Raw genomic sequence first — 26797 nt, forward strand, 5'->3', positions numbered from 1 at the left:
TATAGTTTTGAATCAAGCAACACATATCTGGCTATGACCAAAGACATGATTTCCTTCACGGACTGTACAGAGAGAGAGGCATTCGCTGCGAGCTTCTCCAGAAACCGGATCGAAGTTACCCCTTTGCAGCTGTGGCGTTGAACCCGCAGGCCTTACCCGGCGGCAGTAAACGGCACCGTCTCATCCCCGTTATCGGATACTAAGAAGGACCTTGCAACTGCGTACTTTGGCCATTAGCCAAAGCCTGTCATGCTGCAGGTCGAATTAGGGTGGAACCACGAGCTGAACGCACTCGTCCCTTTCCGGGAGAGCGGCGTTTTTTTTGCGTTCATACACATTTTAAAAAAATGAGAAATGGAGGACTTAAACATGGAGATCAATGTAACATTGCCTGATGGAACAATACGGAGGTACTTACCGAACACGACCGTCGCACAAGTCGCGGAATCCATCAGCATCTCTTTGAGAAAAAACGCTGTGGCTGGCAAATTGAACGGCAAACTCGTTGATCTAAGCCAAGCGATTGAGCAGGACAGCCACGTTGAAATTGTAACGCTTGACGGCAAAAACGGTCTGGACATCTATCGTCACAGTACTGCCCATGTATTGGCTCAAGCCATCAAGCGTATATATGGCGATAAAGCTGTGAAGCTTGGGATCGGGCCCGTTATCGAAGACGGATTCTACTATGACATTGATATTGCAAATCCTCTTTCGGCGGAGGATCTGGGTGCCATCGAGAAAGAAATGGCGGCCATCGCGCAAGAGAATCTGCCTATCGTCAGGCGAGTCGTCAGCCGGTCAGAAGCAATAGCAACTTTCGAGAAACTGGGTGAGCCGCTTAAGCTGGAGCTCATTCGCGACCTGCCCGAGGATGCCGTTATCAGCTTCTATGAGCAAGGAGAATTCGTCGACCTGTGCCGTGGTCCGCATCTGCCATCCACAGGCGGAATCAAAGCGTTCAAACTGTTAAGCGTTGCTGGTGCTTACTGGCGCGGAGATGCCAAAAACAAGATGCTGCAGCGCATCTACGGTACTTCTTTCCCGAAAAATGATCAGCTCGCAGAGCATCTTCATGTTCTGGAAGAAGCCAAGAAGCGCGATCACCGCAAGCTTGGCAAGGAACTGGAGCTGTTCATGTTCTCTGAAGAAGCGCCAGGCATGCCTTTCTACCTGCCGAAAGGAATGATTATTCGGAATCAGCTTGAAGATTTCGAGCGCGGGCTGCAAAGACAGCGGGAATATGAGGAAGTACGGACACCGCTCATGATGAACAACCAAATGTGGGAGCAGTCCGGGCATTATGACCATTACAAAGACAACATGTACTTCACCGATGTGGACGATACGAAGTTCGCGCTGAAGCCCATGAACTGCCCGGGACACATGCTCATTTTCAAAAACAGCCTGCATTCCTATCGGGAGCTGCCTATCCGCATCGCCGAATACGGCCAAGTACATCGCCATGAATTTTCCGGCGCCCTGAACGGCATGATGCGCGTCCGCACGTTCTGCCAGGATGATGCCCACCTGTTTGTGCGGCCGGATCAGATTGAGGAAGAAATCAGCCGTGTCATGGCGCTGATCGACGACATCTATCAGGTATTCGGCTTTGATTACAGGATCGAACTTTCCACTAGACCCGATGATTATATGGGTTCAGAGGTACTATGGGATCAAGCGGAGAAATCGTTGCAGCAGGTGCTGGATAAGCGCGGCATCGCGTACCGAATCAACGAAGGCGACGGAGCGTTTTACGGGCCAAAAATCGATTTCCATATTCTAGATGCGCTGAAGCGGAGCTGGCAGTGCGGCACGATCCAGCTCGATTTCCAAATGCCGGAGAAATTCGATCTTACCTACATTGGCGAGGATGGGCAAAAGCATCGCCCCGTCGTGATCCACCGCGCGGTGTATGGCTCCATCGACCGATTCATCGGCATCATCACCGAACATTTTGCCGGTGCATTTCCGCTCTGGCTCGCGCCCGTTCAGGCGAAAATACTGCCGGTTTCCGATCATTATTCGGATTATGCTTACGACGTGAAGAAGAAGCTGGAAAGCGAGGGCATTCGCGCACAGGTAGACGGGCGCAGTGAAAAGCTCGGCTACAAAATCCGCGAAGCCCAGCTGGAAAAAGTGCCGTACATGCTCATCGTTGGCGAAAACGAGCGAACTTCCGGCAAGGCTTCAGTTCGGAAAAGAGGCGAAGGCGACCTTGGCGTCAAGGGCTTAGAGGAAATAGTAGCTCAAATAAATGAAGAGGTGCGCGCCCGGAAATAAGGGTAACCCGAGGCTAGGCTCGGCTAAGCCTCAGGTTCTTACTAAACTAAGCCTAGGGATGCCGCGTGGTTAGCGCCCGCGACCGCAACCGCTGCAAGTTTTCCGGTGGAACTATGATGCGCTATTTCACTGAATAGCCCCCTTTTCACCCATGAAAAGGAACTACAATGCGCTAAACAGGTGAAAAAGTGCCTACAACCCGGCATTTTCCATCCATAGAGCACTGTAGTTCCGTGAAATCACTCTAACAGTGAATAGGACTATCGATAAGGCACCTACGTTCCGCCTAGCTAGTTAGCATAAAAGGACCTTCAAAGATAAGCCGGGCGTTTCTATGAACGCCTTAGCGGATCCGCTCGCTCCAACCTTACGTTTTCCTCATAAGAACTACGGTGCACTCTCTCTATTCTTTCACGCCGCCGAGCGTTAAGCCTTTAACAAAATACTTTTGCAAAAACGGGTACACGACAAGAATCGGTACCGTCGCCAGCATCGTGATCGCAGCCCTGATTGAGGTAGGCGTAACGATGTTGGCGCCTATATTTTTACTGTTCACGAAGGCGGATGTTGCAGAACCGCCAATGCTCAAATTGGCAGATTGCAGCTTCTTCATCAGCTCATACTGCAGCGTGGACAGATCTATTTTCGAAGAGTTATAAAGGAAGGTATCGAACCAGCTGTTCCACTGCCCAACTGCTACGAAGAGCGCAATCGTCGCAATCGCCGGCATACTTAAGGGCAAAATAATGCGAATAAACACCGTAAAATCATTGGCTCCATCCATTTTGGCCGACTCCACCAGGCTTTCCGGCAAGCCTTCAATAAACGAACGAATGACGATCAGATTGAACGCACCGACGAGCCCCGGAATGATATACACCCAGAACGAATTTGTCAGGTGCAAATTTTTGATAAGCATATATACCGGAATGAGGCCCCCGCTAAAATACATCGTAAACACGAATATCATCGAAATCGGCTTGCTCAGCACAAAATCCTTGCGGCTGACCGTATAAGCCAGCATCGCCGTGCAAAACACACTGCTCACTGTCCCAATCACCGTTCGAAGCACAGAAATAAGGAAAGCGTGATAGATCGTATGATCTTTAAAAATGGTCTGATAGTTGTACCAAGTCGGTTTACGCGGCCACAGAAACGTGCTTCCCAGCGTCGTGTCCGTCGCTTGATTCAGCGATACAGCAGCTGTATTAATGAACGGATACAACGTGACCACCATGAGGCAAAGAAGCACTGCTACATTGATCGAATCAAACGCAATATCGCCGAACCCATTTCTTCTTAACCTGCTTACCCTGTTTTTCTCCGCATGCATCGTCGCTGCCTCCTTTCATTAATAAAGTCTCTCCTGCCCTAACCGTTTGGCCGCTTGATTCGCCATCATCAATAACGCAATGGAAATCACCGATTTGAAAATGCCAGCTGCCGTCGCGAACGAATAACGGGATAAATTAATGCCGTATTTCAGCACGAAAATATCGATCGTTTCGGAAAAGTCGGTCACCATACTGTTTTGAAGCAAATACTGCTGCTCAAACCCGGCGTCGAGAATATGCCCGATACTCATAATGAGCAGAATCATAATGATCGGCCGGATGCCCGGCAGCGTAATGCTCCACATCTTGCGGAATCGGCCCGCTCCGTCAATGCTGGCTGCTTCATACAGCGCGGGATCAATCATCGACATGGCAGCCAAGTAAATAATGGCGCTCCAGCCCACTTCTTTCCAAACGTTGGAGGCCCCGATAACCCACCAGAACGCATGCGGGTTCGATAGCAGCAGAATCGGCTCCTTAATCAGGTGCAGCTTCATAAGCAGGCCGTTGACAACGCCATCCAGCGAAAGCATCGTAATGATCAGATTCGCAGCAACAACCCAGGAGATAAAATGCGGGAGATAGCTGATCGTCTGCACGAGACGTTTGAAAAACATCCGCCTCACCTCATTCAGCAGTAAAGCAAGTCCAACCGAGCTAACAAAGCCGAATACCAAGCTGATTACACTCATCGCCAGCGTATTGCGCATAATTCGAATAAACGCATCGTCCTGAAACAGCTCTTTGAACTGCGCCAGACCCACCCATTCGTTATTTAAAATGTTGCTGCCCAGCTTATAATTCTGAAACGCCATCAGCCAGCCCCATAGCGGAAGATAGTTGAAAATAATAACATAAATGACGAAAGGCACCGACATCAACAGCAGCAGCTTCTGATGCTTCAGCCTTCTAAAGGCAGCTCCCGCCGAAAGTGGTTTCGGCTTAGGCTTTATGGCTGCGCGTTCTGTAGTAAGATCCATGATCATGCCTCCTTTGGCTAGCCTATATGTATGGCAAATGAGAAAACGATGCAAGGCTGCCCCGAGCGGCATGGCCCTGCACCGTTTGTGATTACCTCGCCGCTACTTCCATTTTTCTTGGCGTTCTTTCACTTTTTTCGTCAGCTCATCCATCCAGCCTGCCACGTCGAGCTTATTCACAGTACCCACATACTCGTTCCAGCTCTTATCGAAATCGGCTTTCGTCTTCGCGACGACCATTTGCGGCGGATATTTTTTATTAATGTCGTTTAATTTCTGGTCGAAAATCTTTGCTTTATCGGAGAGCTCAATACTCCAGATCGGGAAATATTTACGCTTGAGATTCGGCGCGTTGAATAATTCCTCATACGTTGGCACGCCATACGATTTCAGAATAGCCTTGTCCGTATCGGTGTAACCAGCGGACATTTCTTCTGGCTGATTGCCTGGATCGAAGTTATTGCCGTCAGGCAAAGTTCCGGATGAACCCGGCCAGAAGTAAAGAACCTCACCACTCCAGTTTTTCATGTTTTCCTTCACCTTAAAGAACTCGCGTTGCTCCGGCGTACGGTAGAAGCGGCCTTTGTCATCCACTTTATAATCTTGGTCTTTGACGCCCCAGTTTTTCAGCACCTGTATCTCATCGCTGGCCATGAAGTCTGCGAATTGAATCGCGCGAACAGGGTCCTTCGCTTTGACGGAGATACCGAAACCGAAACCGTAGTTCATCGTCGGCGTATCAAGATAGTCGGCTTTGATACTGTCGTCGAAGGTGAGCTGTAGCGGAGCATACACTTGATCCAGCTTGCCTTGCTGTTTCAACGCAGCTGTAGCATCCTGGAACTGCCAGGATTGATCGAACATGCCAAGTACGCGGCCGCTGGACAGCTTGGCGAGATATTGATCATAGTTCATCACGAAAGCTTCTTTATCCAGCAGCCCTTCGTTATACAAGTCGTTCAACTTGTTATAATACTTCTTCGTAATGTTTTCGTCCGTTTGGTAGAACGTCAACTGATTCGTTTCCGGATTGACCATCGCACGGGAATCGTTCGGGCCGCCAGCCAGGAACTGCATCGCCGTTGTCAGCGTAAAGTTGCGGAAGTCATACGTCAGCACTTCGAAAGGAATCGTATCCGCTCCGTCGATCTTCGGATGCTTTTTCGCATAGTCTCTGAGCAGCGCCGTATATTGGTCGAACGTCGTGATTTTCGGATATCCGGCTTCTTTTAGTACCTGCTTCTGCACCCAAAATGCGGCATTGACCCATTTGTTAGGCTTACCCGTCGGAGCTGCGTAAGGAAGGGCATAAATATGGCCATCCGCCGCTTTGATACGATCCCAATAAGGCCCGTAAATTTTCTTGAGGTTTGGCGCGTTCTTCTCAATCAAATCCTCAAGCGGAATGAGCGCTTTCGCGTCGATCAGCTTGAACATTTTATCCCCGCCATAAATCAAATCCGGGTAGTCGCCCCCGGCGATCATCACGCCCAGCTTCTGCTCGATTTCGCCAACAACACGCTCATATTTTATAGTGACTCCCGTTTTCTCCTTGATGATATCGCCCAGTTTCGTGTGGTCAGGCACGTTATCCCCAGGCGCGTTCAGAAAGTAAGTGAACGTAATTGGATCTTTTTTCGCTGTCGTTTGCCCGGCGGCCTTCGTGTCCGTAGATTTCGGTTGTTCGGTCTTTGAAGCTGCAGGCGCATTTTCTGTGCCGCAAGCACTGAGAGCAAGCATAGCAGCCGATAAGGAAACAGCCGTCAACATTGTAAGCGCTTTTCTTTTTTTCAAATCAATACCTCCCTTTTGTTGATACCTCCTCAGTATAAGGGGGATTGCAGCCAGCCAAAACCGGACAATGCTAAGAGTCGTACCGGAGAAATCTAAGGTATTTGAGGAGGGTGCACAAGAAAAAGCCGTCCAGCACATTTGAAAATCATGCTAAACGGCGATTATTGTTTATTCTGAAGCCGGGAGAAACCCCATAGAAATAGATAGCCGATTCCAGCTATTTACGCACAGCCAACCTGAGGTACCAGCTTCATTACCTGATAAATGTCAAATCGAAGGGTCATACGGAACCCCCCGCTTGACGCATCAGGACTGTAATTTGGCCGCGGTGATGAATTTCATGCCGTAACGAATAACGTAAAGAAGCGCCGTTCGGCCAATCTTCACCGAATACTGAACGCTTTGAACAAGCGACTCATCAGTCCTGGTGAACATGCCTAATTCCTCCTATAAAATTATGATCTTACACAGTTCATAATAAAGACCTATCGCTGACACTTACGGTCAGTAATTTCAGAACCCCTTGCCCCCTATTGGCCGCAGCTTCACCTGCTCGACGCCCGCGATGAATGATCTGCCGCGCTGGATCAATGCCCATACCTTCTCATCCCTTAGGGACCCCGCATGCGCTTCGGCATCCCGCCATAACTCCGTTACCCATATGCTAACCAGGTCATCTTCTGCTAGGTTGACGATATACAATTCACAGCCTTCCATTGACTTCAATAGCTCGGCCGCTTCCAGCAAAATTTGCACAAGGGCATCCCGCTGACCCGGATGAGCGGTCAATTTTCCGTACATGGCAAATTTATTCATGTCCATCACTCCTCATTATCTATCGTTATCGATTTCATTGATGCATAATGCGCCGTGATGCCGCTGCTTATTTCCACCAGCTTCTCAATAAGAAAGCTCGGCTCCAGAATCGTAAACGATTTGCCGTAAGGGAGCAGAAAATAAGGCACATAGGACTGCAAAGAAGGCACGCCGAGCTTAAATAACGCTTGGCCATCACTCCGCTCCACAAGCGCATGGCCAAATAGCCAATGCTGGCATAAGAGATCCAGTGCTGGCTCATGCCCTTGTATCCTTACTGCTACAAGGGATTCCGCATCAAGGGCGTCGGGCAGCAAATTGCCCATCAGAAATGCTTTAGCCGAAAAAGCGGCTGGACGCTCGAATTGTCGATCGGTCGTTTCCAATTTTGCAATGCGATCCGCTCTGAAGCTGCGCAGCTCCTGGCGCAAGCTGCAAAACCCAACGGCATACCAACTGCCCTTCCAATGGATAATGCCGTAGGGATCAAATATGCGCTGGGTAGGGGCTCCCGTTCCCTTAGCGTACTCCATCTTCAAAGCCTGGCCTGAAGCTGACGCTTCCTCCAGTACGCTTAGAACGTCCCGGAGCTTCTCTTCAACCGGCGGATGGATGACGGATAGCCCTCCACGATGACGCTCGATATGATCGAGCTGTTCCTCATTCGTGTAGCGTTTCAGCTTGTCGACCGCCCGGTTCAATGCCGTTTCTCCCGGGTTTCTTGCTTCTTGGCACTATGAATTCGAAAAAGAATTGCAAATTTATTTTGTTTATCCAGAGACTCATAAAATATCTTCGCTTTGACATTCCGCTCCAGCTCGATAGCGAAGTCGTCAGGCAGGGACGCGGCACTTTGCGATGCGTAGGCCTTATCCCATAATCCGTTCTGTTTGGCAACTTCAATCGCCTGAAGTCCGGATGGCCTCATTCGTCCAATTGCCATCAAATGCTCCGCCTTATCTTTATTTACTTTCGACCAGATGCTCTTTGCCCTCCGGGGAGTAAAGCGTTGAAGCCATGTTTGTTCATCCAAAGCTTCTTTCTGGCTGTCGACCCATCCGTAGCACAATGCGCATTCGAGTGCTTCCTCGTAGGTTACGGAGACGATGCCGGCATGTTTTTTTGCGATTTGCAGTCGAATTCCAGGTGAAGTATCATGATGATTTTCAAGCCAGTTCTCGAGCAATGATGGCTCTGCAAAGAGAAGTATCGGCAGTTCATTGGATTTCTTGCTCATTTGTATCGTCCCCCTACTTGAAATTGTACCTAATCATTCCTGACAGATACAGTCAGTGATTATTTCGTGATTTGAGCCAATTCATCCTGCACATCTACATCCTCTTTGTTCACGATACTGCTTACTGCATGCATGAAATTCTCATATTGCAACGGATGAATAAGACTGCGATCAAGATAAGGAAATAGACCTCTAGTTTGACTGGAGAAATCCTCTTAACAGATGTCGCTATCTGGGTGTTTCAACGCCTCAGGTACGATTGTGTGTTTGTAGGCTTCAACCCCAGCTAGTTACCGTTAAGTCACCTAAAGCATTAGCCTCGGCTAGTGTCTTGAAGCTCTGATCATCTTCCGGCAAGATGGACATAATGTCCCGCATTTCATTGTCAGCAATTCCGGTTTCAAGATGCCTCTTGCAAGACTAACATCTTGTGATTAGTCTGGAATTGGCTAGCATAAAGGAACTGTGGTACGCTATCCACCCTCTTTGTTGCTAAATGGAACATCTGGGGGAACTACAGTTCGCTATTCACTGTTTCTAACTGCATATCACACCAATTTTGCGCAAATAGAGCTCCCCAGTTCCGCCAAAATCAGATTGTCCTACCTTTTTCGCACAATAGCGAACTGTAGTTCCGCCAGCTACAACCACAAGCTAACTTAACATCAAAAAAAGCAGCCCCAACTGGCCGAAAATGGCCAAACGGAACTGCTTTTACTATTTATCTAGCTATGCCTTACTTCAAATTCTCCGGGTTCAACTGAAGAAGCTCCGGCAAAACGAAAATGCCGTCCTTCCGGATGAGCACATCGTCGAACCAGATTTCGCCGCCGCCGTACTCCGGGCGTTGAATATTGACGATATCCCAGTGCAGCGAGGATTTGTTGCCGTTGTACGCGTCGTCGTAGCAGTTGCCCGGCGTGAAGTGGAAGCTGCCGTCGATTTTCTCGTCGAACAACGTATCCTTCATCGGATGCTGAATGTACGGATTCACGCCGATGGCGAATTCACCCACATAACGCGCGCCTTCATCCATATCGAAAATTTCGTTAATGCGTGCCGTATCATTCGACGTTGCACCCACAATTTTGCCATCTTTAAATTCCAGCACGATATTTTCGAAAGTAAATCCGTCATGCGGCGTAGGCGTATTGAACGAAATTACGCCATTCACGGAATCACGCACTGGCGCGGAATACACTTCGCCGTCCGGGATGTTCAAGCCCCCATCGCATTTGATGCTGCCGATACCCTTGATCGAGAACGTTAAGTCAGTTCCCGGTCCAACGAGACGCACTTTATCCGTGCGATCCATCAGCTCTTTTAGCGCATCCATCGCTTTGGACATTTTGCCGTAATCCATGGTACAGACGTTGAAGTAGAACTCTTCGAAAGCTTCTGTGCTCATGCTGGCCAATTGCGCCATCGAAGGCGTTGGATAACGCAGAACCACCCATCTTGTATCCTTAACCCGGACATCAAAATGAACTTGTTGATAATAAATCGAATTATATAACTTCATGCGGTCAGCCGGGATGTCCGACATCTCATAGATGTTGGCTCCGCCACGAACGCCTATGTAGCCTTGCATTTGTTTCATTTGATGAACGTCCGCATCTGCCCAGGTCTGCATTTGCGCTTCCGTACTATTCATGACGAGCTCGCGGATGATCGCATGATCGCGGATATTGACATAAGGATGAGCGCCCGCGGCGTGAACTTTCTTCACCAGTTCTTTAACTAACGCGGAATCGATGCCGTAAGCTTCAATTAAAATGTTCTCGCCGGGCTGCGCTTTAACCGAATAGTTCACAAGGACATCAGCAAGCTTCGTTAATCTGGGGTCCAACATGTTTATCTCTCCTCTTCTTCTTCGATGGGGTCAAAGGATGGCCCACCCGTTTGAAAGCCAACCGTAGTCAAATAAAACCATTCCCCGTTCTCTTCCTGTTGTGAATCAAGCTCGAAGATGAGCGCGCGAAACTTCCTGATCCATTCCGTATACGTTTCTTTACTCATCTTGACTTCAACCTGCGTCATAATAATCGGCCATTGCGTACGGTCGGGAGATGGAATCTGGAAAGCCTCTTCGGGTGCTGTGATCGCCCTGCATCTGGCGTTGGAGAGAACACTTAGCGTTCTTTCGCGATAGTAATTTTCTACCTCGGAAACGTAGGGAAGCAGACTTTCGCTTGGAACGAAGCCGCGGGCAACAGCACGATAAAACTTCTGCAAAATGCCATTCTTGAGTTCAGTGCGGACAACCGAAATAAAACCGTGCTTCTCTAATTCGTTCAGATGGTAATGCACCTTAGCGCGCGCCATGCCTAATAGTTTAGCCAATTGTTGGCCGGTGTACGCTTTCTCGATCAAATATTGGAGCACCTTCGCACGTAGGGGATCGCTCACCGTTTTTAATTGTTCCAAATCTTCAATGATATAAATCGGCTGCAGCTTCAACTTCGGTTCGACCTCCCTCTAATTCCCGTAGATCCGCATAGAATAACATTTATCGGCAAGCTCTTACTTTCCATAAGAGATTAATTAGACAACGGTCAAATCTTTTTAACCGTATCATAATGCGAAAAAGAATACATGTCAATTACCCATTCTTTCAGTCAGAGCATGAATCTTACGTACTATATTCGACGCTTTAAAGGGTTAACAAGAACTAGCTTTTCTATATGTTAACAAAAAGGGGCGATCCTGTCATCACTTTCGACAGAAACGCCCCTGGATAAATTAATTATAAATGCGGCTTCCTGCTTCGCGGAATTCCTTCGCTTTCTCTTCCATTGCGCTGGTAAGTGCGGCCTCTTCTTCAAGCCCTTTCGCATGCGCAATTTGTCGGATATCCTGCGTGATGCGCATGGAACAGAATTTGGGACCGCACATGGAGCAGAAATGCGCCGTTTTCGCGCCTTCGGCCGGCAGCGTCTCATCGTGATACTCGATTGCGCGTTCCGGATCGAGCGAGAGATTGAACTGGTCGCGCCAGCGGAATTCAAAGCGCGCCTTCGACAGCGCGTTATCGCGAATCTGCGCGCCTGGGTGGCCCTTGGCCAGATCGGCGGCGTGCGCGGCGATTTTGTAGGTGACGACGCCTTCGCGGACGTCGTTCTTGTTCGGGAGGCCAAGATGCTCCTTCGGCGTCACATAACACAGCATCGCCGTGCCGAACGAACCGATCATCGCCGCCCCGATGGCGGAGGTGATGTGGTCGTAGCCCGGCGCAATATCGGTCGTCAGCGGCCCAAGCGTGTAGAACGGCGCTTCCTTGCAGACCTCCAGCTGACGGTCCATGTTTTCCTTGATCAGGTGCATCGGCACATGACCCGGCCCTTCAACCATCACTTGGACGTCATGACGCCAAGCGATCTCAGTCAGCTCTCCGAGTGTTTCCAGCTCGGCGAATTGGGCTTCATCGTTCGCATCGGCGATTGAGCCGGGGCGCAAACCGTCGCCGAGAGAGAAGGCGACATCGTAGGCTTTCATGATTTCGCAGATGTCTTCGAAATGCGTATAAAGGAAGTTTTCTTTGTGGTGCGCGAGGCACCAAGCCGCCATGATGGAGCCGCCACGGGAGACAATGCCGGTTACCCGCTGCGCCGTCATTGGAATGTAGCGCAGCAAGACGCCCGCATGAATCGTGAAATAGCTGACGCCCTGCTCCGCCTGCTCAATCAGCGTATCCCGGTAAACCTCCCACGTGAGATCCTCCGCTTTGCCGTTTACTTTCTCCAGCGCTTGGTACAGCGGCACCGTGCCGACAGGAACTGGCGAGTTGCGAATGATCCATTCGCGGGTGGTATGAATATTTTTTCCCGTCGATAAATCCATGATGGTGTCCGCCCCCCAACGGGTGGCCCACGTCATTTTCTCCACTTCTTCCTCAATCGACGAGGCGACTGCTGAATTCCCAATGTTGGCATTAATTTTCACGAGGAAATTGCGCCCGATAATCATGGGTTCGCTTTCCGGATGATTAATATTAGAAGGAATAATTGCACGGCCCCTGGCAACTTCGTCACGAACATATGCAGCATCCATATTTTCACGAATCGCAATATACTCCATCTCCGGTGTGATGATGCCTCGGCGAGCGTAATGCATTTGCGTTACGTTGTGTCCTTCCTTGGCCCTGAGTGGTCTGCGCTGTAATCCGGGAAATAGTTCTGCGGCTCCCTTCGCTTCCGATGAAAAAAGTCCGTTATCCTCCGGCTTTACCTCACGACCGACGTAGGATTCAACATCTCCGCGTTCTTCGATCCATGGCAAGCGATTGGCTGGCAGCCCTTTGCGAATATCTGTCTGGAGCTCTACGTCGGTATAAACGCCACTCGTGTCGTACACCTGAACAGGTTCGTTCGCAATTTCTTCCCCAAACATATTCGTGGATGAAGCCAGCGATATCTCCCTCATTGGCACTTGGATATCTGGTCTGGAACCTTGTACATACACTTTGCGGCTCCCTGGAAAAGCCGAGATTTGTACAGTTTCGACTTCATTTTTAGCAGTCACTATTCATTCCCCCTACATTAGTAATTGTTGCAAGCAATTCATGCGCCGCTTCGCGGGGCGAGCGAGCTTGCGAGATCGCGCTCACCACCGCCACGCCATCCGCCCCTGCGCGGATGACGGCCTTGCTGTTCGCGGCATCGATGCCCCCGATGCCGACCAAAGGAAGCCGGATGCCGCCAGCGCGCATCCGTTCGATCATGGCAGGCCCCTGGACTTCACGCGCATCGAGCTTCGTGCGCGTGGCATATTGGGGGCCTACGCCCAAGTAATCGGCGCCTGCGGCCAGCGCCGATTGCGCCTCCGGCAGATCGTGGGCCGAGACGCCCACGATCATGCCCGCGAGCCGCCGCCTTATCTCGGCGGCGGGGGCGTCCTCTTGGCCGATGTGAATGCCATCGGCCTCCAGCTCTAGCGCAAGCCGTTCATCATCGTTCACGATGAACGGCACGCCGCGCTGCGCGCACAGCGCGCGCAGCCGGGCGCCCAGCGCGAGGCGCGCCTGCCCCTGCAGGGCGCCGGCGCCTTTCTCGCGGAACTGAAACATTGTGATGCCGCCTTCGATCGCGGCCTCCAGCACCGCGTACGGGTCAGCCCCGGCACAATTCGGGCTGCCCATCACCAAATACAAGCGCAGCGCTCGCCGCAGTTGTTCGCTGTTCATTTCACACCTCGCGTCGCAACATAGAAATCGCTGCCCGTATCAGCGTCATCGCAAACCTTGGATAGACGCGACTGTATCAACGCTTCATCCTCAGCCGCTACCCCATTCACAATCTCCCTGCACCTTAGTTGGTACGCCCAATGATTCGTTGGGCCGTGCCCGCCGCCAATGTGGAGCGGCTCAGCAATCGCCGCTTGGATGAATCGTTTTGCCAATTGAAACGATTCCTGCACGGACAAACCTTGCGCGAGACCGGAGGTAATCGCAGCAGCGAACGTGCACCCGGTTCCATGCGTATGCCGAGTTGCCAAACGGCGTGATGTGAATTCCGTAAACGTCTCGCCATCGTACAGCAAATCTGTCGCATACTCCGTATTCCCCTCGTCGTGACCGCCTTTGATCATCACGTTCTTGCAGCCGTATTGATGAATACGCTTCGCTGCCTCCGCGCGTGAAGCTCCATCGGCGATCCGCATGCCGCTAAGCGCTTCCGCTTCCGGAATGTTCGGCGTCACCACAGTGGCGAGCGGCAGCAGCACGCGGGTCATCGTGTCTATCGCCTCCTGCTGGAGCAGAGAGGCGCCGCCTTTGGCAATCATCACCGGATCCACGACGATTCTATCCCACTTAAACGTTTGAATGGATGCGGCGACCGTCCGGATGATCTCACTGCTAAACAGCATGCCTGTTTTTAGCGCATCGGGCGTAAGATCCTCGCCAATCGAAGCCAGTTGACGTTCTATCGCTTCTGCGCTCATGGGATAAACGCCCTGTACGCCAAGCGTATTTTGCGCAGTCACTGCGGTAATAGCCGACATTCCGTAAACGCCCAGCTCTTGAAACGTCTTCAGATCGGCTTGTATACCCGCGCCCCCTCCGCTATCCGAGCCCGCAATCGTCAGCGCTTTGGATATAGACATCGTTTTCACCCCTTTTTCAAAACTTTATTCGTAACAGATTAAGCTGATTCCTGAACAAATAGTACCCGACCGCATCCCGCCACTGCATGGCGCTCGCATCGTAGCCTTATAGCTCGAGAAGCTGCGTTTTTTCTCTGGAGCGGAACGTCAGTGCGCTATTTGTGAAAAAACGACCCGAAATGCCAATTGGCGGAACGTCAGTTCGTTATTTGATGGGAATTCGGCTTAAGTTGACCAAAACTAATGAAATAAGACATCCTTGTTCCCCCTGCCTAGTCAATTAGGCATTTTGGAGGAACATAACGCACCCTAGTTCCGCCAAAAGCGCTCCCATCCTGTTATTGAGCATCAAATCCAGGTCGCGCCGAGGATCACCTTGTAAGTCAACAGTTATCCCAGCTATTCCAACACATGCTACTTCTGCCACTCCAGTTCCCCAAGTACCAGACCGCATCCCGCCACAGCATGGCGCTCACATAGCAGCCTTATAGCTCGAGAAGCTGCGTTTTTTCTCTGGAGCGGAACGTCAGTGCGCTATTTGTGAAAAAACGACCCGAAATTCCAATTGGTTCCAGCTTCACCAGTTACAGAGTCATAGAGTGGGAAGCCGGGTTTCCCCAGGATCACGCATTTCTTCACCCGTATTGCTCTTGCAAGACTCTTCCTGCAACACGCATCTTCTGCATAAATCAAGAGTCCCTGCTACACTCGACTAAACCCTTCAATTGGACTGCTTGCTGAGGCGTACCGTTTCTTCGGGATGCGTCCCGCTTCAAAGCCAGCGCGTCCAGCTTCTATCGCGAGCTTCATAGCAAGCGCCATTTTGACCGGATCCTTGGCTCCCGATACGGCCGTGTTGAGCAAGACGCCGTCCGCACCCATCTCCATGGCAAGCGCTGCATCAGAAGGAGCGCCAATTCCTGCATCCACAATGACAGGCACAGTCGCCTGCTCGATGATGAAGCTCAGATTGAGCGGATTGATGATGCCCTGCCCGGTTCCGATCGGCGATGCGCCCGGCATGATAGCATGGACGCCCAGCGCCTGCAATCTTTTGGCCAGCAGCACGTCATCCGACGTGTACGGCAGCACGATAAACCCTTCTTCCAAAAGCATTTCCGATGCTTTCAGCGTTTCAACAGGATCGGGCAGCAGGGTCTTCTCATCCCCGATGACCTCGACTTTGATCATATCGCAAAGGCCGGAGGCTTTGGCCAGCTTCGCAATGCGCACAGCCTCTTCAGCCGTCTTCGCCCCTGCCGTATTCGGAAGCAGCGTAAACTTCGATACATCCAGCATGGACAAAAAGTTCGGCTGGCTCGCTTCAAAAATATTCATGCGCCGCACCGCAAAAGTCAGAATCTGCGATTCGCTGACATCAACGGCCTGCTTCTGAATCTCAAAATCCGGGAATTTCCCCGTACCTAACAAAAGACGTGAACGAAACTCGTAAGAACCAATTTTTAACATATGAATTATCCCCCTCCGACAAAATGTACGATTTCGATTCTATATCCTTCGGATAATGCAGCTAGCGCGTGCTGTTCTTTTTCAAGAATCGTCTGGTTAAGCTCTACAACCAGCATTTTGCCGGTCAGCTCGAAATGCTCAAGCAGTCTGGTAACCGTTGTAACCGTGTCCGGCACGTCAACTGTTTGGCCATTAATGTGCAGCTTCACTGGCATGCATCTCCTTTCTTTGTATCTGTTTCGTGTTGTGGCCGGATCGCGCAGAGCCCTCTGACAAATCCGGGCAAAATGCGTGAAGCCACGGTGTCAGCCCGCCTTCTTCAGCCCCGAGCATGGTTGCGAGCTCCAACTCTAACTCGGGCTGCTCCAACTGTTCCAAGCGCTCTATCTGCCCAGGTATCCTCGCCATCCCCGCTTCTCCGAGCACCCATTCCGCCATCACCTTGCCAGTAAGCGGACTGAGCAAAATCCCATTGCGGTAATGCCCGCATGCCGCATACAAGCCCTCGATCTCAGGCACCTTGCCCATGTATGGCAAACCATCCGCGGTCTGCGGGCGAAGCCCCGACCAAGCCTTCTCCCATTCAGCGTCGCCCATGGACGGCAGAAGCTGTTTCGCCCGTTCCATCAGACCGGACAAACCGGACAGCGACACCTTACGGTCGTAACTGCCTGGAACGGCCGTCGCGCCTACGAGCAGCCGACTGCCTGCCTTGGGTACGATGTAGCACCCTTTCGTATACAACGTCTTACGTATAAGCGGATTCGGCGTCAGGACAGAGAAGCATTCGCCCTTCACGGGGTACATCGGCAACTGGACACCGACTCCGGCCAGCAGCTGCCCGCTCCACGTGCCTGATGCGACGACGACACAGTCGCTGTACAGCGGGCCATCGCTTGTCAGGACGCCGATGGCTCTGCCCTGCTCGGTCAGCAGCCCTTGCACGCTTGCGAATTCTTGCACATTCGCCCCCAGCGCCCGGGCTGCTTGCCCGAACGCCTGAGCCAGCAGCGGTGCTTCAACCTGCCCGTCATCCGGCAGGTAAAGAGCTCCGCGCAATGTAGGGCTCAGGGCTGGCTCTAGCCGGGCGGCTGCGGTTGCGCTTAGCCACTCAGCCCGCTCGCCCGCTGCGCGCTGAATCCGCTCGCGCGCTCGCAGCTCAGCTTCTTGATCGTCGCTAAGCGCGACGTTCAGCAGCCCTTCACGGACAAGACCGATGTCGATGCCCGTGAAGCTCTTCAGTTCCTCGGCCAGTTGCGGGAACATAGCCCTGCTCGCACGGCCCCACTGAAAGAGTGGCCCCGTATCCTCCATCTCGGCCTGTGCGCCGAGCATGCCTGCAGCCGCTCCCGATGCTTCGCTGCCGATCCGGCCGCGCTCCAACACCGTGACCGCTTGGCCTCGTTTCGCCAAGTAATATGCAATCGAGCAGCCGATCACGCCGCCGCCCACAATAATGACCTCCTGCTTATGTCTCATCTGTCGTTCCCTCCTATGATCTTCAATTCGTCCGCATAAGCCTTGACGGCCTGGAGCGGATTTTCCGCATCCCAGATCCCGCTCATGACGGCCACGCCGGATGCCCCCGCCTCCAGCACGGGATTGACCCTTTCCGGTGTAATGCCGCCTATGGCGATTACAGGAATTTTTACGTTTGCTGTTAACTCCCGCAGTTGCTCCAATCCCCTAGGTGCTAGCCCAGGCTTTGAGTCCGTGGTAAAAATATGCCCAAACATAAGATAATCCGCACCTTCTTTTTCACGCTGCACGGCTTCCTCGACGCTATGTACGGAAACGCCAGTCCGAACCGAACCTAGGTCATCCGTCTCCCGAATATCCGGGAGCGGCGGAGAGCTGCCCTGCAAGTGCGTCCCACCGAGCAGAGCCGCTGCCGCAAGTGAAGGGTGGCCGTTTATATACACTCGTTTTGCCGCTACGCCTGCAGCCAGCAGGATCTGCAGCCCTTTCATCATTTCCTCCACCGGTCTTGACTTCTCCCGTAAATGAATCGCTGTCACATAGGGTTGAATGTTGACCGCGATAGCTGACATAGCCGTCCAGTCCTGTCGGCCATTTGAAATCACATGCAATTCATAAGCTGCCATGCTGCCGCATTCTCCTTTTGCTGCAAGGTTAATTGAACGCAAAAAATCCACTTTTCCAAAGAAAAGTGGTTGTAGTCGGCAGCACACGAAAACGCACATATACCGATATCTGTCGAATTTCCACTTTCCTCCGCTGGTATGACCCAGTTCAGGTTCAAAGGGTTCAGATTGCTCTGTCTCAGCCTTTCGGCGCCCCTAGGGATTCATTTCATTCAATTGTGTATTATCATAGCACGACATTTGCCGCTTGAAAATAGGGAATTTACCATATTCCCGAAAGCTTTTATAATGAGGAGAAGGTTCATCCTGATGAGTTGGAGGATATAGAGCCCTCCTCCACCCTATGGGTTTTCACCTTCGAAAGCTGGGAATGCACATACATAATAAACATCAGAAGGCTGCAGCCCATGATGATCACAGACCAGTCTATCGCAACGTGGAGCTGATTAAGCAGCATGAAAAAGGCAAGTCCCGCCACAGTCAGCGCATTTTCCACAAAATTTTGAATGGCGATCGTTTTGCCGGACCCGATAAGCGCTTTGCCCTCTTCCTGAAGCATCGTGTTCATAGGAATGAGGAAAACGCCGCCAAAGAGACCGATCATCAGCAGGCAAATCAACGAGATGGCAAGATTATGTTGAAAAGCGGTAACCATGAGCGTACCTACCATTAAATAACCGTAAATGTAGGAACGATACAGCTTGCCAGGCGGCACTAGTTTGGGAATGAAAAAAGCGCTAAGCACAACCCCTACAGCAGTAACACCAAGGATCATGGACAGCTTCGTCGTGTCGGTAATGCCCAGATTTACGGGAATCCACGCAATTAGCGCGATTCTCAGGACAGAGGCATTCAGCCAGAAAGCTCCCGTGCTGACGAGCGAAAATCTCGCTCTGGGATTTCTAAACAAATTCCGTAGATCACCAAAAAACGCTTTAGCTGACGGTCCAAAACGTATATTCGGGTTGCCTGCTCGTTTCGGAATTGCACACGTTAACAGAAGCGATAGCACATACAATGTCAAGCAGGTTAAAATCCCCGCGGTGTCCGAGATATCTGCGAGCAGACCTCCGACCACGGTTCCCAATAAAATGGCTAGAATCGTCGAGCCCTCCACCTTGGCATTCGCGCGCAGCAGTTCGTCTTCGTTACTCGTCAGCTCCGTCAAAATGCCGTATTTGGCAGGCGAGTATACAACAGCGCCAATGCCCAGCACCAAGTAGCAGTACACGGCGGGCGCACCGATGAGCAGCATGAGAATGCCAACGCTTTTGAACAAATTACCATACAGCAGTACGTGCGTCTTCGCCTTGCGATCCGCGAGCGCGCCAACGATGGGTGCCAGGACAACGTACCCTAGAAGAAAGCCCATTTGAATATTTGTGATGGTACCCTCCGGGTTCGCCACACCCCGATGAGCCAGAATGCCTATGATAATGAAAAAGTTCAAGTTATCGGCAAAAGCGCTCAAAAATTGCGTAATGTACAGCGCATTCAGCGAGCTCGTTTTTTGCTTCATGATCTCACCCCTACCTGCGTGTTTGTTAACGGCTATTTTCAAAGATACTACTAGCGCATGAAGGAATCAAATGGTTTTTCACGAAAGGATGTCCCTGACATGCTCCCCCAACTCAACAAGAAAATGGAAACAATCATGCCACTAATTACTCCCATCAGCGTCCTTATCGGAGTTTTGGCGGGTAGTCATTTATCAGGTTTTACGTATGTATCGGCTTGGATCTTCGCCTTCATGACCTTCTCTGGCAGCATCAGCTCCAGCTTTAAGGAATTCGTACAAATCGTTGTACAGCCGCTCCCTTTGATCGCTACCCTGCTGATTCTGCATGTGATCATGCCGCTCCTTGCTATGGGGCTTGGATATGTCGTGTATAGCGACGATTCGTTTACGATTACGGGGCTGATCTTGGCTGCGGCAATCCCTACGGGCATCACCAGCTTCGTCTGGGTAGCCATCTATCGAGGCAATATCGTCCTGACGTTGTCGATTATTTTGGTAGATACCATTCTCTCTCCCTTTGTTGTTCCCTACACGATGTCCGTGCTAGTCGGCGCCAAAGTCCATATGGACACGTTCGGTATGATGAAAGGCTTGTTTTTCATGATCGTGCTGCCGTCCCTGATCGGCATGCTGCTCAATGGTTGGACACACGGCAAAATAAAAGAGCGATGGAGCGGACGCCTAGGCCCCTTTTCGAAAATAGGCATGGGTCTCGTTGTCGCCATTAACGGCTCAGTAATTGCCCCCTACTTGCGCGAGGTCAATGGCAAGCTGCTTGGTTTAGCTCTGTTTGTGCTCATCATGGCCTCTCTCGGCTACCTTCTCGGATGGCTAACCGGCAAACTGATGGGATGGAAGGAAGATATCATCGTCGCACTGACCTTTAATGGCGGTATGCGCAACATCAGTGCCGGTGCCGTGCTCGCTGTAGCCTACTTCCCTGCTCCCGTAGCCATCCCTGTTGTGCTTGGCATGCTGTTCCAACAGTCGCTCGCCTCCTTGTTCGGCTATTTGTTAAACAGGCGGTATGCGCTGAAGGACGCGCCGGACGTAAGCGCTGGCAAGGCATAAATACATGCTTGAGTTTCTTCCAAATCAAAAAAATTCCGATCCATCTCCCCGGATGAAATCGGAATTTTTCTTTACTCTAATTTAAAGCCTCTATTACTTCTGCTACTCCCGACTCTCCACTTGCAACGAGCTCAACAGGTTCTGCGAACATATCGCACATGTACACGAACATACTGAGGATATCCAGTATTTCTTCGCTGTCGAACGACCTTGCGGTAGACAAGCTGTATACGTAGCGGTAATGCAGTTCATTTTGTTCATTGATGCCGAAATGGCCAATTGGAAGACGCGTATTAATTTCCAGCAAAATGTGGGCAACTGCGGCGCGCTGCTCATCCTTCAAATGGAACGGAAGCGTGCTGTAAATTTGCAGCAGTTGAATAGCTCCGGCTTCTTCCTCATCCAGCGGCAAAAAACTAAAATGCAGGAAACGGTCCCGCCCCTTCTTATCCTCCTGAAAGCCCGCCATCAAAACATGGATCGGGATCGCCTCTGATTTCTCCAACAGATTCGTGGCTAAGCCCGCTTCATCCAAAATCTCTTTCAAAAGCCCTAACTGCGCCAAATGGCGCGCATGCACTAGTTCTGGCAGCATGATCCGTCTCCTACTCTCTCTTGCCCATTGCTTCAATGAGGCTCGTCTTTAATTTATCTGGATCGCTTCTAAGTGTTTCTATTTTCTCCAGCTCTAACAAATCTACTCCGGCTGCTTCTATAAAGCTTCCCACCTGTTCATAGCGGGTCACAATATCCGGGTTCGATCGATCCAGAACAGGCAGTTTCTGTATCATTTCAATGAGGAGGGTTGCGTCGTTAGCGCGCTTCTCGCCCTTCTTCACGGTCGACTTCTCGGCGTTGAATACCGCCTTGGTCAATTTCCAAGCGTCTGGGCTGGCGGCTCGGTCCCGACCCATTTGCTTCAGTGAACGAACGGCAGGCATCGCTGCTCCCACGCCGGCGGCAACAAGTTTGAGCGGTGTGCCCACTTGTGCGCCAACACCGGTCAAGGTGGCGATGTCCCCGGCGATTTTGGTCAGCTCAATGCCAATCTGCAAGCCTAAGCGATCCGTCCGTTTGACGTTGATTTTCTTCATTTCTTTCGCCATTTGGTACTGCGCGATTTCATCCAGGTCCTGGTTATGGGCTATCTTTTCTGTTTCCTTTTGATCCAGCTGTTTATTCAGCTGCTCATTCTTTTTCCTTAGTTTATCCTCTTCAATCGCATTTCCGCCATTTTGCTGGAATACATCGATTTTGTCCTGATTCTGCTGAATCTGGTCTCTGATCTGGGTCATGTCGAGATCTTTCTGGTCGATTCCAGCTTTCAATTGGAGCTTATGAGCCTCCAGCTTTCCTTTATCGACGCCGGTGTTGCCGCCGAACCAGCGTTTTGCTTTGATAAACGATGCATTCTCGTTTTTCTTTTTGAAGCTGCGCTTGATTTCCGTCATTGCGGAGCGATTCAAGCCAGCTTTGATGAAGTCAACTGATTTGAAGGCAATCTTGACCCCGCTAACAGCTATGCTGACGCCGGGAATAACGGTTGTGAGCGCAGCCGTACTCGTTTCCATAATCTCCATAATGCCTTTGGCTACTTTCAGTGAAGATGACGCAGCCTGCAAAGCATTGTTGATAATCTCAATAACGCCTTTGGCCTTATCCCCCTTGCTAAGGGCGCCTTCTTCCGAGTACTTGCTGTACATGTCATAAATGCCTTTGACAGCCAAGATCGCACTCTTCACCGCTGAAATGGCATCCCCAACCGTGCCCGTATAATCGCTCACGGCGGAGGATTTGCCCACGCCATCCAGACTTCCGCTGGACTTGGCCGCTTTGTCTACAAGACCGGCGGAACCGCTGACGGTTTTGCCGGCGCCTTCGATGATGGATGCGCCTTGTCCGGCGTAGTTCCATCTCTTGTTATGCCCAGTTCGATCTGTATCCTTGGAGACGGACAGCGCTTCCCTGAACGAATTAATCATTTGAAGCGGCCCGCCAATCATATCTGCCGTACTGCTCACTGCCCCTAAAGAGGCGGCCTTGTGCCCTTCGCTTGCGATTTTTGTCTTGCCAAAGGAGGTTTTTAAGTCTTCAGCAGGCTTCCCAAAACTCTCGCTAAACGTATCCGTTGCGATACTCGCCCCTTCGATCCGGTCTTTCAGCTTGTCCTCCTTCGGGGCAGTCGGCGATGACGCTCCCCCAGAATTCCGTTGGATGAGCTGAGTCGCATAAGCTTGCGTAGCACGGTTCCCCACAGTTCTTTGCATTTGCAGAAAGAAATTCTGGGACGCAGATCCCCCAAGTGCGGCCCTCTCTTTATGCTCATTGGGCATGGACGTATGCTGAGTTCCGCTTTGCGATGGTTGGCTTTTCCTGGTGTGGAGCTTATGCGACTGTGCCATCTGTTCTGATTCCTCCAAGTTGGTACTACATACAAGGATAAACGGCTCTGCCGTCCTTCAGGGACGAGCGCGTTTGTCAAGGTGGATGCGAAGCAAAAGTATAAACTTATACTTTCTTGTCTACTGAGGAAACCTCTATCGAGGTCATCTTCAGAGGAGTGACCGCGTTTAGAGGCAGGTTTATAGCCAATAAATTAGCTTGCATTTTCGAATCCTGAAAAAATTTGCTTTCTTATGTGGCAAATAAACAGCAGGTGCACGGAGCTTTGCCTACTAACTTCCGTTCACTCTATTTGCTGCCTCGCTGCTGAATAACGTGTGTCAGTTCATGGCCCAGCAGTTCTTGCCCTTGACGGCTATCCGGATTATATTGGCCTGCACGGAAAAAGATATCGTTGCCCGTCGCGAATGCCTCCGCACCGAGTTGAGCATTCAATTGACTGGCTTGCCCGTCATTATGAATGTTCACATTGCTAAAATCGGCATTAAATGCAGACTCCATCTTCGCTTGAATCTGAGCGTCCATCTTGCTGCCGCCTCCTTGCTTCGCCTTAATCTGCGACTCAATGGAAGGCGCAGCATCGAATCCATCCTCAGACGGCTTCATCTGAAGCTCTTCCTCTTCGGCTCCCATTCGCTGGATCGTATCCGCCGAGGGCTTCATCTGGAGTTCCTCTTCTTCGGCTCCCATCCGCTGGATCGTATCTGCCGAAGGCTTCATCTGGAGCTCCTCTTCTTCAGAGCCTAATCCTTCTTCTTCGGCTCCCATCCGCTGGATCGTATCCGCCGAAGGCTTCATCTGGAGTTCCTCTTCTTCGGAGCCTAATCCTTCTTCTTCGATTCCCATCCGTTGGATCGTATCCGTCGAAGGCTTCATCTGGAGCTCCTCTTCTTCGGAGCCTAATCCTTCTTCTTCGGCACCCATCCGCTGGATCGAGGATTGTGACGCACCGCTGGACTCAGACATCGCAATGTGATCAGCCACGGCTTTGCCTACCTGATCCGCTTCCTGCTCATAAGCATCGCCAACGGGGCCTACAGCAAGCTTCGTCTGCACAGTCATTTGCGACCCCAACATGCTGCCCACAGCACGATTCCCCATCGTACGCTGGATGTTCATAAAGCCGGCTCCAGCCGTTCCTTCCGAACCGCTCTTCGTGCGGGTATTTCCGTCTAAAGCAGCATCCTGATGCCTGTTAATTCGTGATTGATGAATTGGCATATGAACCCTCCTATTTGGCTGAAAAAATCTCAGCGATTACACACTGACGAGCAGCTATCGATCTCATAATCTATTTCGCTTCCGTAACGCCCAAAAACGGCCTTACCGCTTCAATTCGAACGTTGTTCTCTCATCTCACCGTCTGTAGCGCCCGTAATGGGCCTTACAGGCCCTGCCGCACGCTATTTCGCTTCCGTAACGCCCAAAATCGGCCTTACCGCTTCAATTCGAACGTTGTTCTCTCATTTCACCGTCTGTAGCGCCCGTAATGGGACTTACAGAACCAGCCGCACGCTATTTCGCTTCCGTAACGCCCAAAATCGGCCTTACCGCTTCAATTCGAACGTTGTTCTCTCATTTCACCGTCTGTAGCGCCCGTAATGGGCCTTACAGAACCAGCCACACGCTGTTTCGCTTCCGTAACACCCAAAAACGGCCTTACCGCTTCAATTCGAACGTTGTTCTCTCATCTCACTGTCTGTAGCGCCCGTAATGGGCCTTACAGACCCTGCCGCACGCTATTTTGCTTCCGTAACGCCCAAAATCGGCCTTACCGCTTCAATTCGAACGTTGTTCTCTCATCTCACTGTCTGTAGCGCCCGTAATGGGCCTTACAGACCCTGACACACGCTATTTCGCTTCCGTAACGCCCAAAATCGGCCTTACCAACTTACTCACTTGCAAAACGCTTGCAGCCGCAAGCCTGCAAAACATACCGCCAATCGCTCGCCAAACTTCGTTTTGCACTCCCTTGATGTCCGTACCTGAGCGCAACAATTCCGCTACTCTCACTATACCATATATATGGAGCTTTGAGGCTACATTTTGAATGCTTGTCTATACACGGTCAGCACCGCAATATCATCCGACTGAGCCGCCTTATCCGTAAAATGGTCAACGTCCTCAATAAGACGTTCCAACAAATTCGCACGAGGGCTTTCCAGCCCTCCGGCCAGCAACTCCTGCAGGCGTGAGGAGCCATATTGCCGCTGATCCCGGTCCTCCGCTTCAGTTATCCCGTCGGTATACAGCACAATGCGGTCGCCGGGAGCAAGATCAGCCTCATTATCCAAATATACCATATCATCCATCACGCCGAGAGGGAGCCCTTTTTTCCCTTTCAGAGGCTCCACGGCACCTGTCTCCCGGACAATATAAGGCGTGCAATGGCCGCCATCACTATATAGAAGCTGGCCCGTCCGGACATGCAGAACACCGCAGAAAATCGTAGCGAACATCGTCGATTCCTCTTTGTAAAGCTCCTGATTAACGGCTGTGAGCAGCTCGCCCGGGGTCATCTCCAGTGTCATTTTCCCCTTTAACAGCGTCATCGTCACCGCCATGAACAAAGCCGCAGGTATCCCTTTATCCGATACGTCGCCAAGCGCGAAAAACAAACGATCTTCGCCGATTCGGAAGTAGTCGTAGAAGTCCCCGCCCACCTCGCGTGCGGGGCGAATTACAGCCTGCACCTCGGCAGCGGCAACCCGCATCGTGTCTCCTTCCTCCACACTTGCTTCTTCGCCTACACCTTCAATTGAGAAAGCCGGCGATTCCTCCCAAGACTCCGAAAGTGGGCTTGAACTCCCACTTGCTTCTAAGCCCATACCTTCAATCGGGAAAGCCGGCGATTCCTCCCAAGACTCCGAAAGCGGCCTTGAACTCCCGTTTTCTGCGCCAACATACGCTTCCGCATTTGCAGCTACAGTCGCATCACTCGCGCCTTCCCCCATATCGCGTCCTCGCACCACCAGACTGCCCCTTGGCAAAAAGCCCATCTGGATGTCGCTCGCAATGCGCAGCTCGCTTTCCATCCGCTCTTTGGCAGCTGTAGTCGTTTTCAGCGCATCCATGGATTGCTCAAGCGCGTCGTACAGCATGGCATTCTCCAGCGAGACCGCCGTCGGAGAAGCAATGGATTCGAGGAGCAGCAAGTCCCGCTCCGAGAAATGAATCCCGTCCCGTTTATTGAGTACCTGCAAGACGCCAATAATGGCGCCTTTGCTCACGAGTGGGACGCATAGCATATTGCGAGTCGGATAGTCGACTCGCTTCGCGACCTTGGACGACCAGCGCTCATCCTGAGCGGCGTCGTCGATTTTGACGGATTGCCCGGTCTGGGCAACCCAGCCAGCGATACCTTCGCCGAGTTTGAGGCGAATTTCACGGACTTCATCGCCCTTTTCGCCGAGCGCAAGGTCGAAAAACAGCTCTTCCTTGGCCGCATCGAGCAAGATGACAGAGGAAGCCTCCGCGTTCATGATACGCGAGGTGGTTTCCATAATTTTAAGCAGCAAATCCTGCTTGCGAATGGTCGAATTCACTTCCAGGCTCACGTCAAAAAGCTGCAGCGTCCGCTCAAGCTCACGCTCTGCCGCTTCCCGTTTAAATTCGCTCATCCGCCATGCAGCAAGAGCCGCCAACAAAAGCAAAAGGAGTACGCCAATCGCAATACCCATCAC

General features: G+C 51.4%; 22 protein-coding genes, 1 pseudogene and 1 riboswitch. Of the genes and pseudogenes, 2 read left to right on the forward strand and 21 right to left on the reverse strand.

Going from position 1 to position 26797, the window contains the following annotated elements:
• The first annotated feature begins 369 nt into the window (after window positions 1-369).
• Complete coding sequence (gene thrS / locus ABRS97_RS16845) at window positions 370-2283, forward strand: threonine--tRNA ligase (RefSeq protein ID WP_367815784.1); 1914 nt, start codon at window positions 370-372, stop codon at window positions 2281-2283.
• Window positions 2284-2686: 403 nt separating this feature from the next.
• Here thrS and ABRS97_RS16850 read toward each other — a convergent pair whose 3' ends face one another.
• The 17 genes and pseudogenes from ABRS97_RS16850 to lplT form a co-directional block, all read right to left on the reverse strand.
• Window positions 2687-3616 carry a carbohydrate ABC transporter permease gene (locus ABRS97_RS16850; RefSeq protein WP_367815786.1) on the reverse strand — a complete coding sequence of 310 codons (930 nt, stop codon included), beginning with the start codon at window positions 3614-3616 and terminating at the stop codon, window positions 2687-2689.
• 18 nt (window positions 3617-3634) lie between these two features.
• Window positions 3635-4597 carry an ABC transporter permease gene (locus tag ABRS97_RS16855; RefSeq protein ID WP_367815788.1) on the reverse strand — a complete coding sequence of 321 codons (963 nt, stop codon included), beginning with the start codon at window positions 4595-4597 and terminating at the stop codon, window positions 3635-3637.
• Window positions 4598-4699: 102 nt separating this feature from the next.
• On the reverse strand, window positions 4700-6391 hold the full coding sequence (locus tag ABRS97_RS16860) for a type 2 periplasmic-binding domain-containing protein (RefSeq protein WP_367815789.1): 1692 nt from the start codon (window positions 6389-6391) through the stop codon (window positions 4700-4702).
• 280 nt (window positions 6392-6671) lie between these two features.
• A pseudogene (locus ABRS97_RS16865) lies at window positions 6672-6740 on the reverse strand (DinB family protein); the annotation flags it as partial.
• Window positions 6741-6904: 164 nt separating this feature from the next.
• A complete protein-coding gene (locus tag ABRS97_RS16870) occupies window positions 6905-7207 on the reverse strand; it encodes a putative quinol monooxygenase (RefSeq protein ID WP_367815791.1) in 303 nt (100 codons plus the stop codon).
• Window positions 7208-7212: 5 nt separating this feature from the next.
• On the reverse strand, window positions 7213-7908 hold the full coding sequence (locus tag ABRS97_RS16875; protein ID WP_367815792.1) for a helix-turn-helix transcriptional regulator: 696 nt from the start codon (window positions 7906-7908) through the stop codon (window positions 7213-7215).
• Window positions 7905-8444, reverse strand: a complete 540-nt coding sequence (locus tag ABRS97_RS16880; protein WP_367815794.1) for a YdeI/OmpD-associated family protein — start codon at window positions 8442-8444, stop codon at window positions 7905-7907. The genes ABRS97_RS16875 and ABRS97_RS16880 overlap by 4 nt, the downstream gene beginning before the upstream one ends.
• A 736-nt stretch (window positions 8445-9180) precedes the next feature.
• A complete protein-coding gene (locus ABRS97_RS16885; RefSeq protein WP_367815796.1) occupies window positions 9181-10296 on the reverse strand; it encodes an aminopeptidase in 1116 nt (371 codons plus the stop codon).
• A 2-nt stretch (window positions 10297-10298) separates the two neighbouring features.
• Window positions 10299-10904 (reverse strand): ArsR/SmtB family transcription factor, encoded by a 606-nt coding sequence (locus ABRS97_RS16890; RefSeq protein WP_367815798.1) that lies wholly within the window; start codon window positions 10902-10904, stop codon window positions 10299-10301.
• A gap of 282 nt (window positions 10905-11186) precedes the next feature.
• Window positions 11187-12965, reverse strand: coding sequence for a phosphomethylpyrimidine synthase ThiC (thiC, locus tag ABRS97_RS16895; protein ID WP_483312469.1), 1779 nt, complete (start codon window positions 12963-12965; stop codon window positions 11187-11189).
• Window positions 12955-13626, reverse strand: a complete 672-nt coding sequence (gene thiE / locus ABRS97_RS16900; protein WP_367815799.1) for a thiamine phosphate synthase — start codon at window positions 13624-13626, stop codon at window positions 12955-12957. Before thiE ends, thiC begins: the two co-directional genes overlap by 11 nt.
• On the reverse strand, window positions 13623-14546 hold the full coding sequence (gene thiD, locus ABRS97_RS16905) for a bifunctional hydroxymethylpyrimidine kinase/phosphomethylpyrimidine kinase (RefSeq protein WP_367815801.1): 924 nt from the start codon (window positions 14544-14546) through the stop codon (window positions 13623-13625). Before thiD ends, thiE begins: the two co-directional genes overlap by 4 nt.
• Window positions 14547-15248: 702 nt before the next feature.
• Window positions 15249-16016 (reverse strand): thiazole synthase, encoded by a 768-nt coding sequence (locus ABRS97_RS16910; RefSeq protein ID WP_367815803.1) that lies wholly within the window; start codon window positions 16014-16016, stop codon window positions 15249-15251.
• A 5-nt stretch (window positions 16017-16021) separates the two neighbouring features.
• Window positions 16022-16225, reverse strand: a complete 204-nt coding sequence (thiS, locus tag ABRS97_RS16915) for a sulfur carrier protein ThiS (RefSeq protein WP_367815805.1) — start codon at window positions 16223-16225, stop codon at window positions 16022-16024.
• Complete coding sequence (gene thiO, locus ABRS97_RS16920) at window positions 16209-17495, reverse strand: glycine oxidase ThiO (protein ID WP_367815807.1); 1287 nt, start codon at window positions 17493-17495, stop codon at window positions 16209-16211. The genes thiS and thiO overlap by 17 nt, the downstream gene beginning before the upstream one ends.
• On the reverse strand, window positions 17492-18121 hold the full coding sequence (locus tag ABRS97_RS16925) for a thiamine phosphate synthase (RefSeq protein WP_367815809.1): 630 nt from the start codon (window positions 18119-18121) through the stop codon (window positions 17492-17494). Before ABRS97_RS16925 ends, thiO begins: the two co-directional genes overlap by 4 nt.
• 108 nt (window positions 18122-18229) lie before the next feature.
• Window positions 18230-18328: riboswitch (TPP riboswitch) on the reverse strand.
• Between the two features lie 94 nt (window positions 18329-18422).
• Complete coding sequence (lplT, locus tag ABRS97_RS16930) at window positions 18423-19640, reverse strand: lysophospholipid transporter LplT (protein ID WP_367815811.1); 1218 nt, start codon at window positions 19638-19640, stop codon at window positions 18423-18425.
• Window positions 19641-19739: 99 nt separating this feature from the next.
• Here lplT and ABRS97_RS16935 point away from each other — a divergent pair, with 99 nt between their 5' ends.
• On the forward strand, window positions 19740-20711 hold the full coding sequence (locus ABRS97_RS16935) for a bile acid:sodium symporter family protein (protein WP_367815813.1): 972 nt from the start codon (window positions 19740-19742) through the stop codon (window positions 20709-20711).
• Between the two features lie 76 nt (window positions 20712-20787).
• Here ABRS97_RS16935 and ABRS97_RS16940 read toward each other — a convergent pair whose 3' ends face one another.
• The 4 genes from ABRS97_RS16940 to ABRS97_RS16955 form a co-directional block, all read right to left on the reverse strand.
• Complete coding sequence (locus tag ABRS97_RS16940) at window positions 20788-21306, reverse strand: type III secretion system chaperone family protein (RefSeq protein ID WP_367815814.1); 519 nt, start codon at window positions 21304-21306, stop codon at window positions 20788-20790.
• Window positions 21307-21316: 10 nt separating this feature from the next.
• Window positions 21317-23113 (reverse strand): hypothetical protein, encoded by a 1797-nt coding sequence (locus ABRS97_RS16945; RefSeq protein WP_367815816.1) that lies wholly within the window; start codon window positions 23111-23113, stop codon window positions 21317-21319.
• Between the two features lie 289 nt (window positions 23114-23402).
• Window positions 23403-24335 (reverse strand): eCIS core domain-containing protein, encoded by a 933-nt coding sequence (locus ABRS97_RS16950; RefSeq protein WP_367815818.1) that lies wholly within the window; start codon window positions 24333-24335, stop codon window positions 23403-23405.
• An 818-nt stretch (window positions 24336-25153) separates the two neighbouring features.
• On the reverse strand, window positions 25154-26794 hold the full coding sequence (locus ABRS97_RS16955) for a SpoIIE family protein phosphatase (protein ID WP_367815820.1): 1641 nt from the start codon (window positions 26792-26794) through the stop codon (window positions 25154-25156).
• Window positions 26795-26797 lie beyond the last annotated feature (3 nt).

Origin of the sequence: Paenibacillus tabacirhizosphaerae, from assembly GCF_040812395.1 — a bacterium.
Taxonomy (GTDB): domain Bacteria; phylum Bacillota; class Bacilli; order Paenibacillales; family NBRC-103111; genus Paenibacillus_E.

Excerpts from the sequence above, each read along its gene's own strand:
- ABRS97_RS16880 (WP_367815794.1), bottom strand. The coding sequence starts at position 8,444 with ATGAGCAAGAAATCCAATGAACTGCCGATACTTCTCTTTGCAGAGCCA.
- thrS (WP_367815784.1), top strand. The coding sequence starts at position 370 with ATGGAGATCAATGTAACATTGCCTGATGGAACAATACGGAGGTACTTA.
- lplT (WP_367815811.1), bottom strand. The coding sequence starts at position 19,640 with ATGAAGCAAAAAACGAGCTCGCTGAATGCGCTGTACATTACGCAATTT.
- ABRS97_RS16935 (WP_367815813.1), top strand. The coding sequence starts at position 19,740 with ATGCTCCCCCAACTCAACAAGAAAATGGAAACAATCATGCCACTAATT.
- thiD (WP_367815801.1), bottom strand. The coding sequence starts at position 14,546 with ATGTCTATATCCAAAGCGCTGACGATTGCGGGCTCGGATAGCGGAGGG.
- ABRS97_RS16855 (WP_367815788.1), bottom strand. The coding sequence starts at position 4,597 with ATGGATCTTACTACAGAACGCGCAGCCATAAAGCCTAAGCCGAAACCA.
- thiE (WP_367815799.1), bottom strand. The coding sequence starts at position 13,626 with ATGAACAGCGAACAACTGCGGCGAGCGCTGCGCTTGTATTTGGTGATG.
- ABRS97_RS16940 (WP_367815814.1), bottom strand. The coding sequence starts at position 21,306 with ATGCTGCCAGAACTAGTGCATGCGCGCCATTTGGCGCAGTTAGGGCTT.
- ABRS97_RS16955 (WP_367815820.1), bottom strand. The coding sequence starts at position 26,794 with ATGGGTATTGCGATTGGCGTACTCCTTTTGCTTTTGTTGGCGGCTCTT.
- ABRS97_RS16925 (WP_367815809.1), bottom strand. The coding sequence starts at position 18,121 with ATGGCAGCTTATGAATTGCATGTGATTTCAAATGGCCGACAGGACTGG.
- thiO (WP_367815807.1), bottom strand. The coding sequence starts at position 17,495 with ATGAGACATAAGCAGGAGGTCATTATTGTGGGCGGCGGCGTGATCGGC.
- ABRS97_RS16850 (WP_367815786.1), bottom strand. The coding sequence starts at position 3,616 with ATGCATGCGGAGAAAAACAGGGTAAGCAGGTTAAGAAGAAATGGGTTC.
- ABRS97_RS16910 (WP_367815803.1), bottom strand. The coding sequence starts at position 16,016 with ATGTTAAAAATTGGTTCTTACGAGTTTCGTTCACGTCTTTTGTTAGGT.
- ABRS97_RS16870 (WP_367815791.1), bottom strand. The coding sequence starts at position 7,207 with ATGAATAAATTTGCCATGTACGGAAAATTGACCGCTCATCCGGGTCAG.
- ABRS97_RS16945 (WP_367815816.1), bottom strand. The coding sequence starts at position 23,113 with ATGGCACAGTCGCATAAGCTCCACACCAGGAAAAGCCAACCATCGCAA.
- ABRS97_RS16950 (WP_367815818.1), bottom strand. The coding sequence starts at position 24,335 with ATGCCAATTCATCAATCACGAATTAACAGGCATCAGGATGCTGCTTTA.
- ABRS97_RS16885 (WP_367815796.1), bottom strand. The coding sequence starts at position 10,296 with ATGTTGGACCCCAGATTAACGAAGCTTGCTGATGTCCTTGTGAACTAT.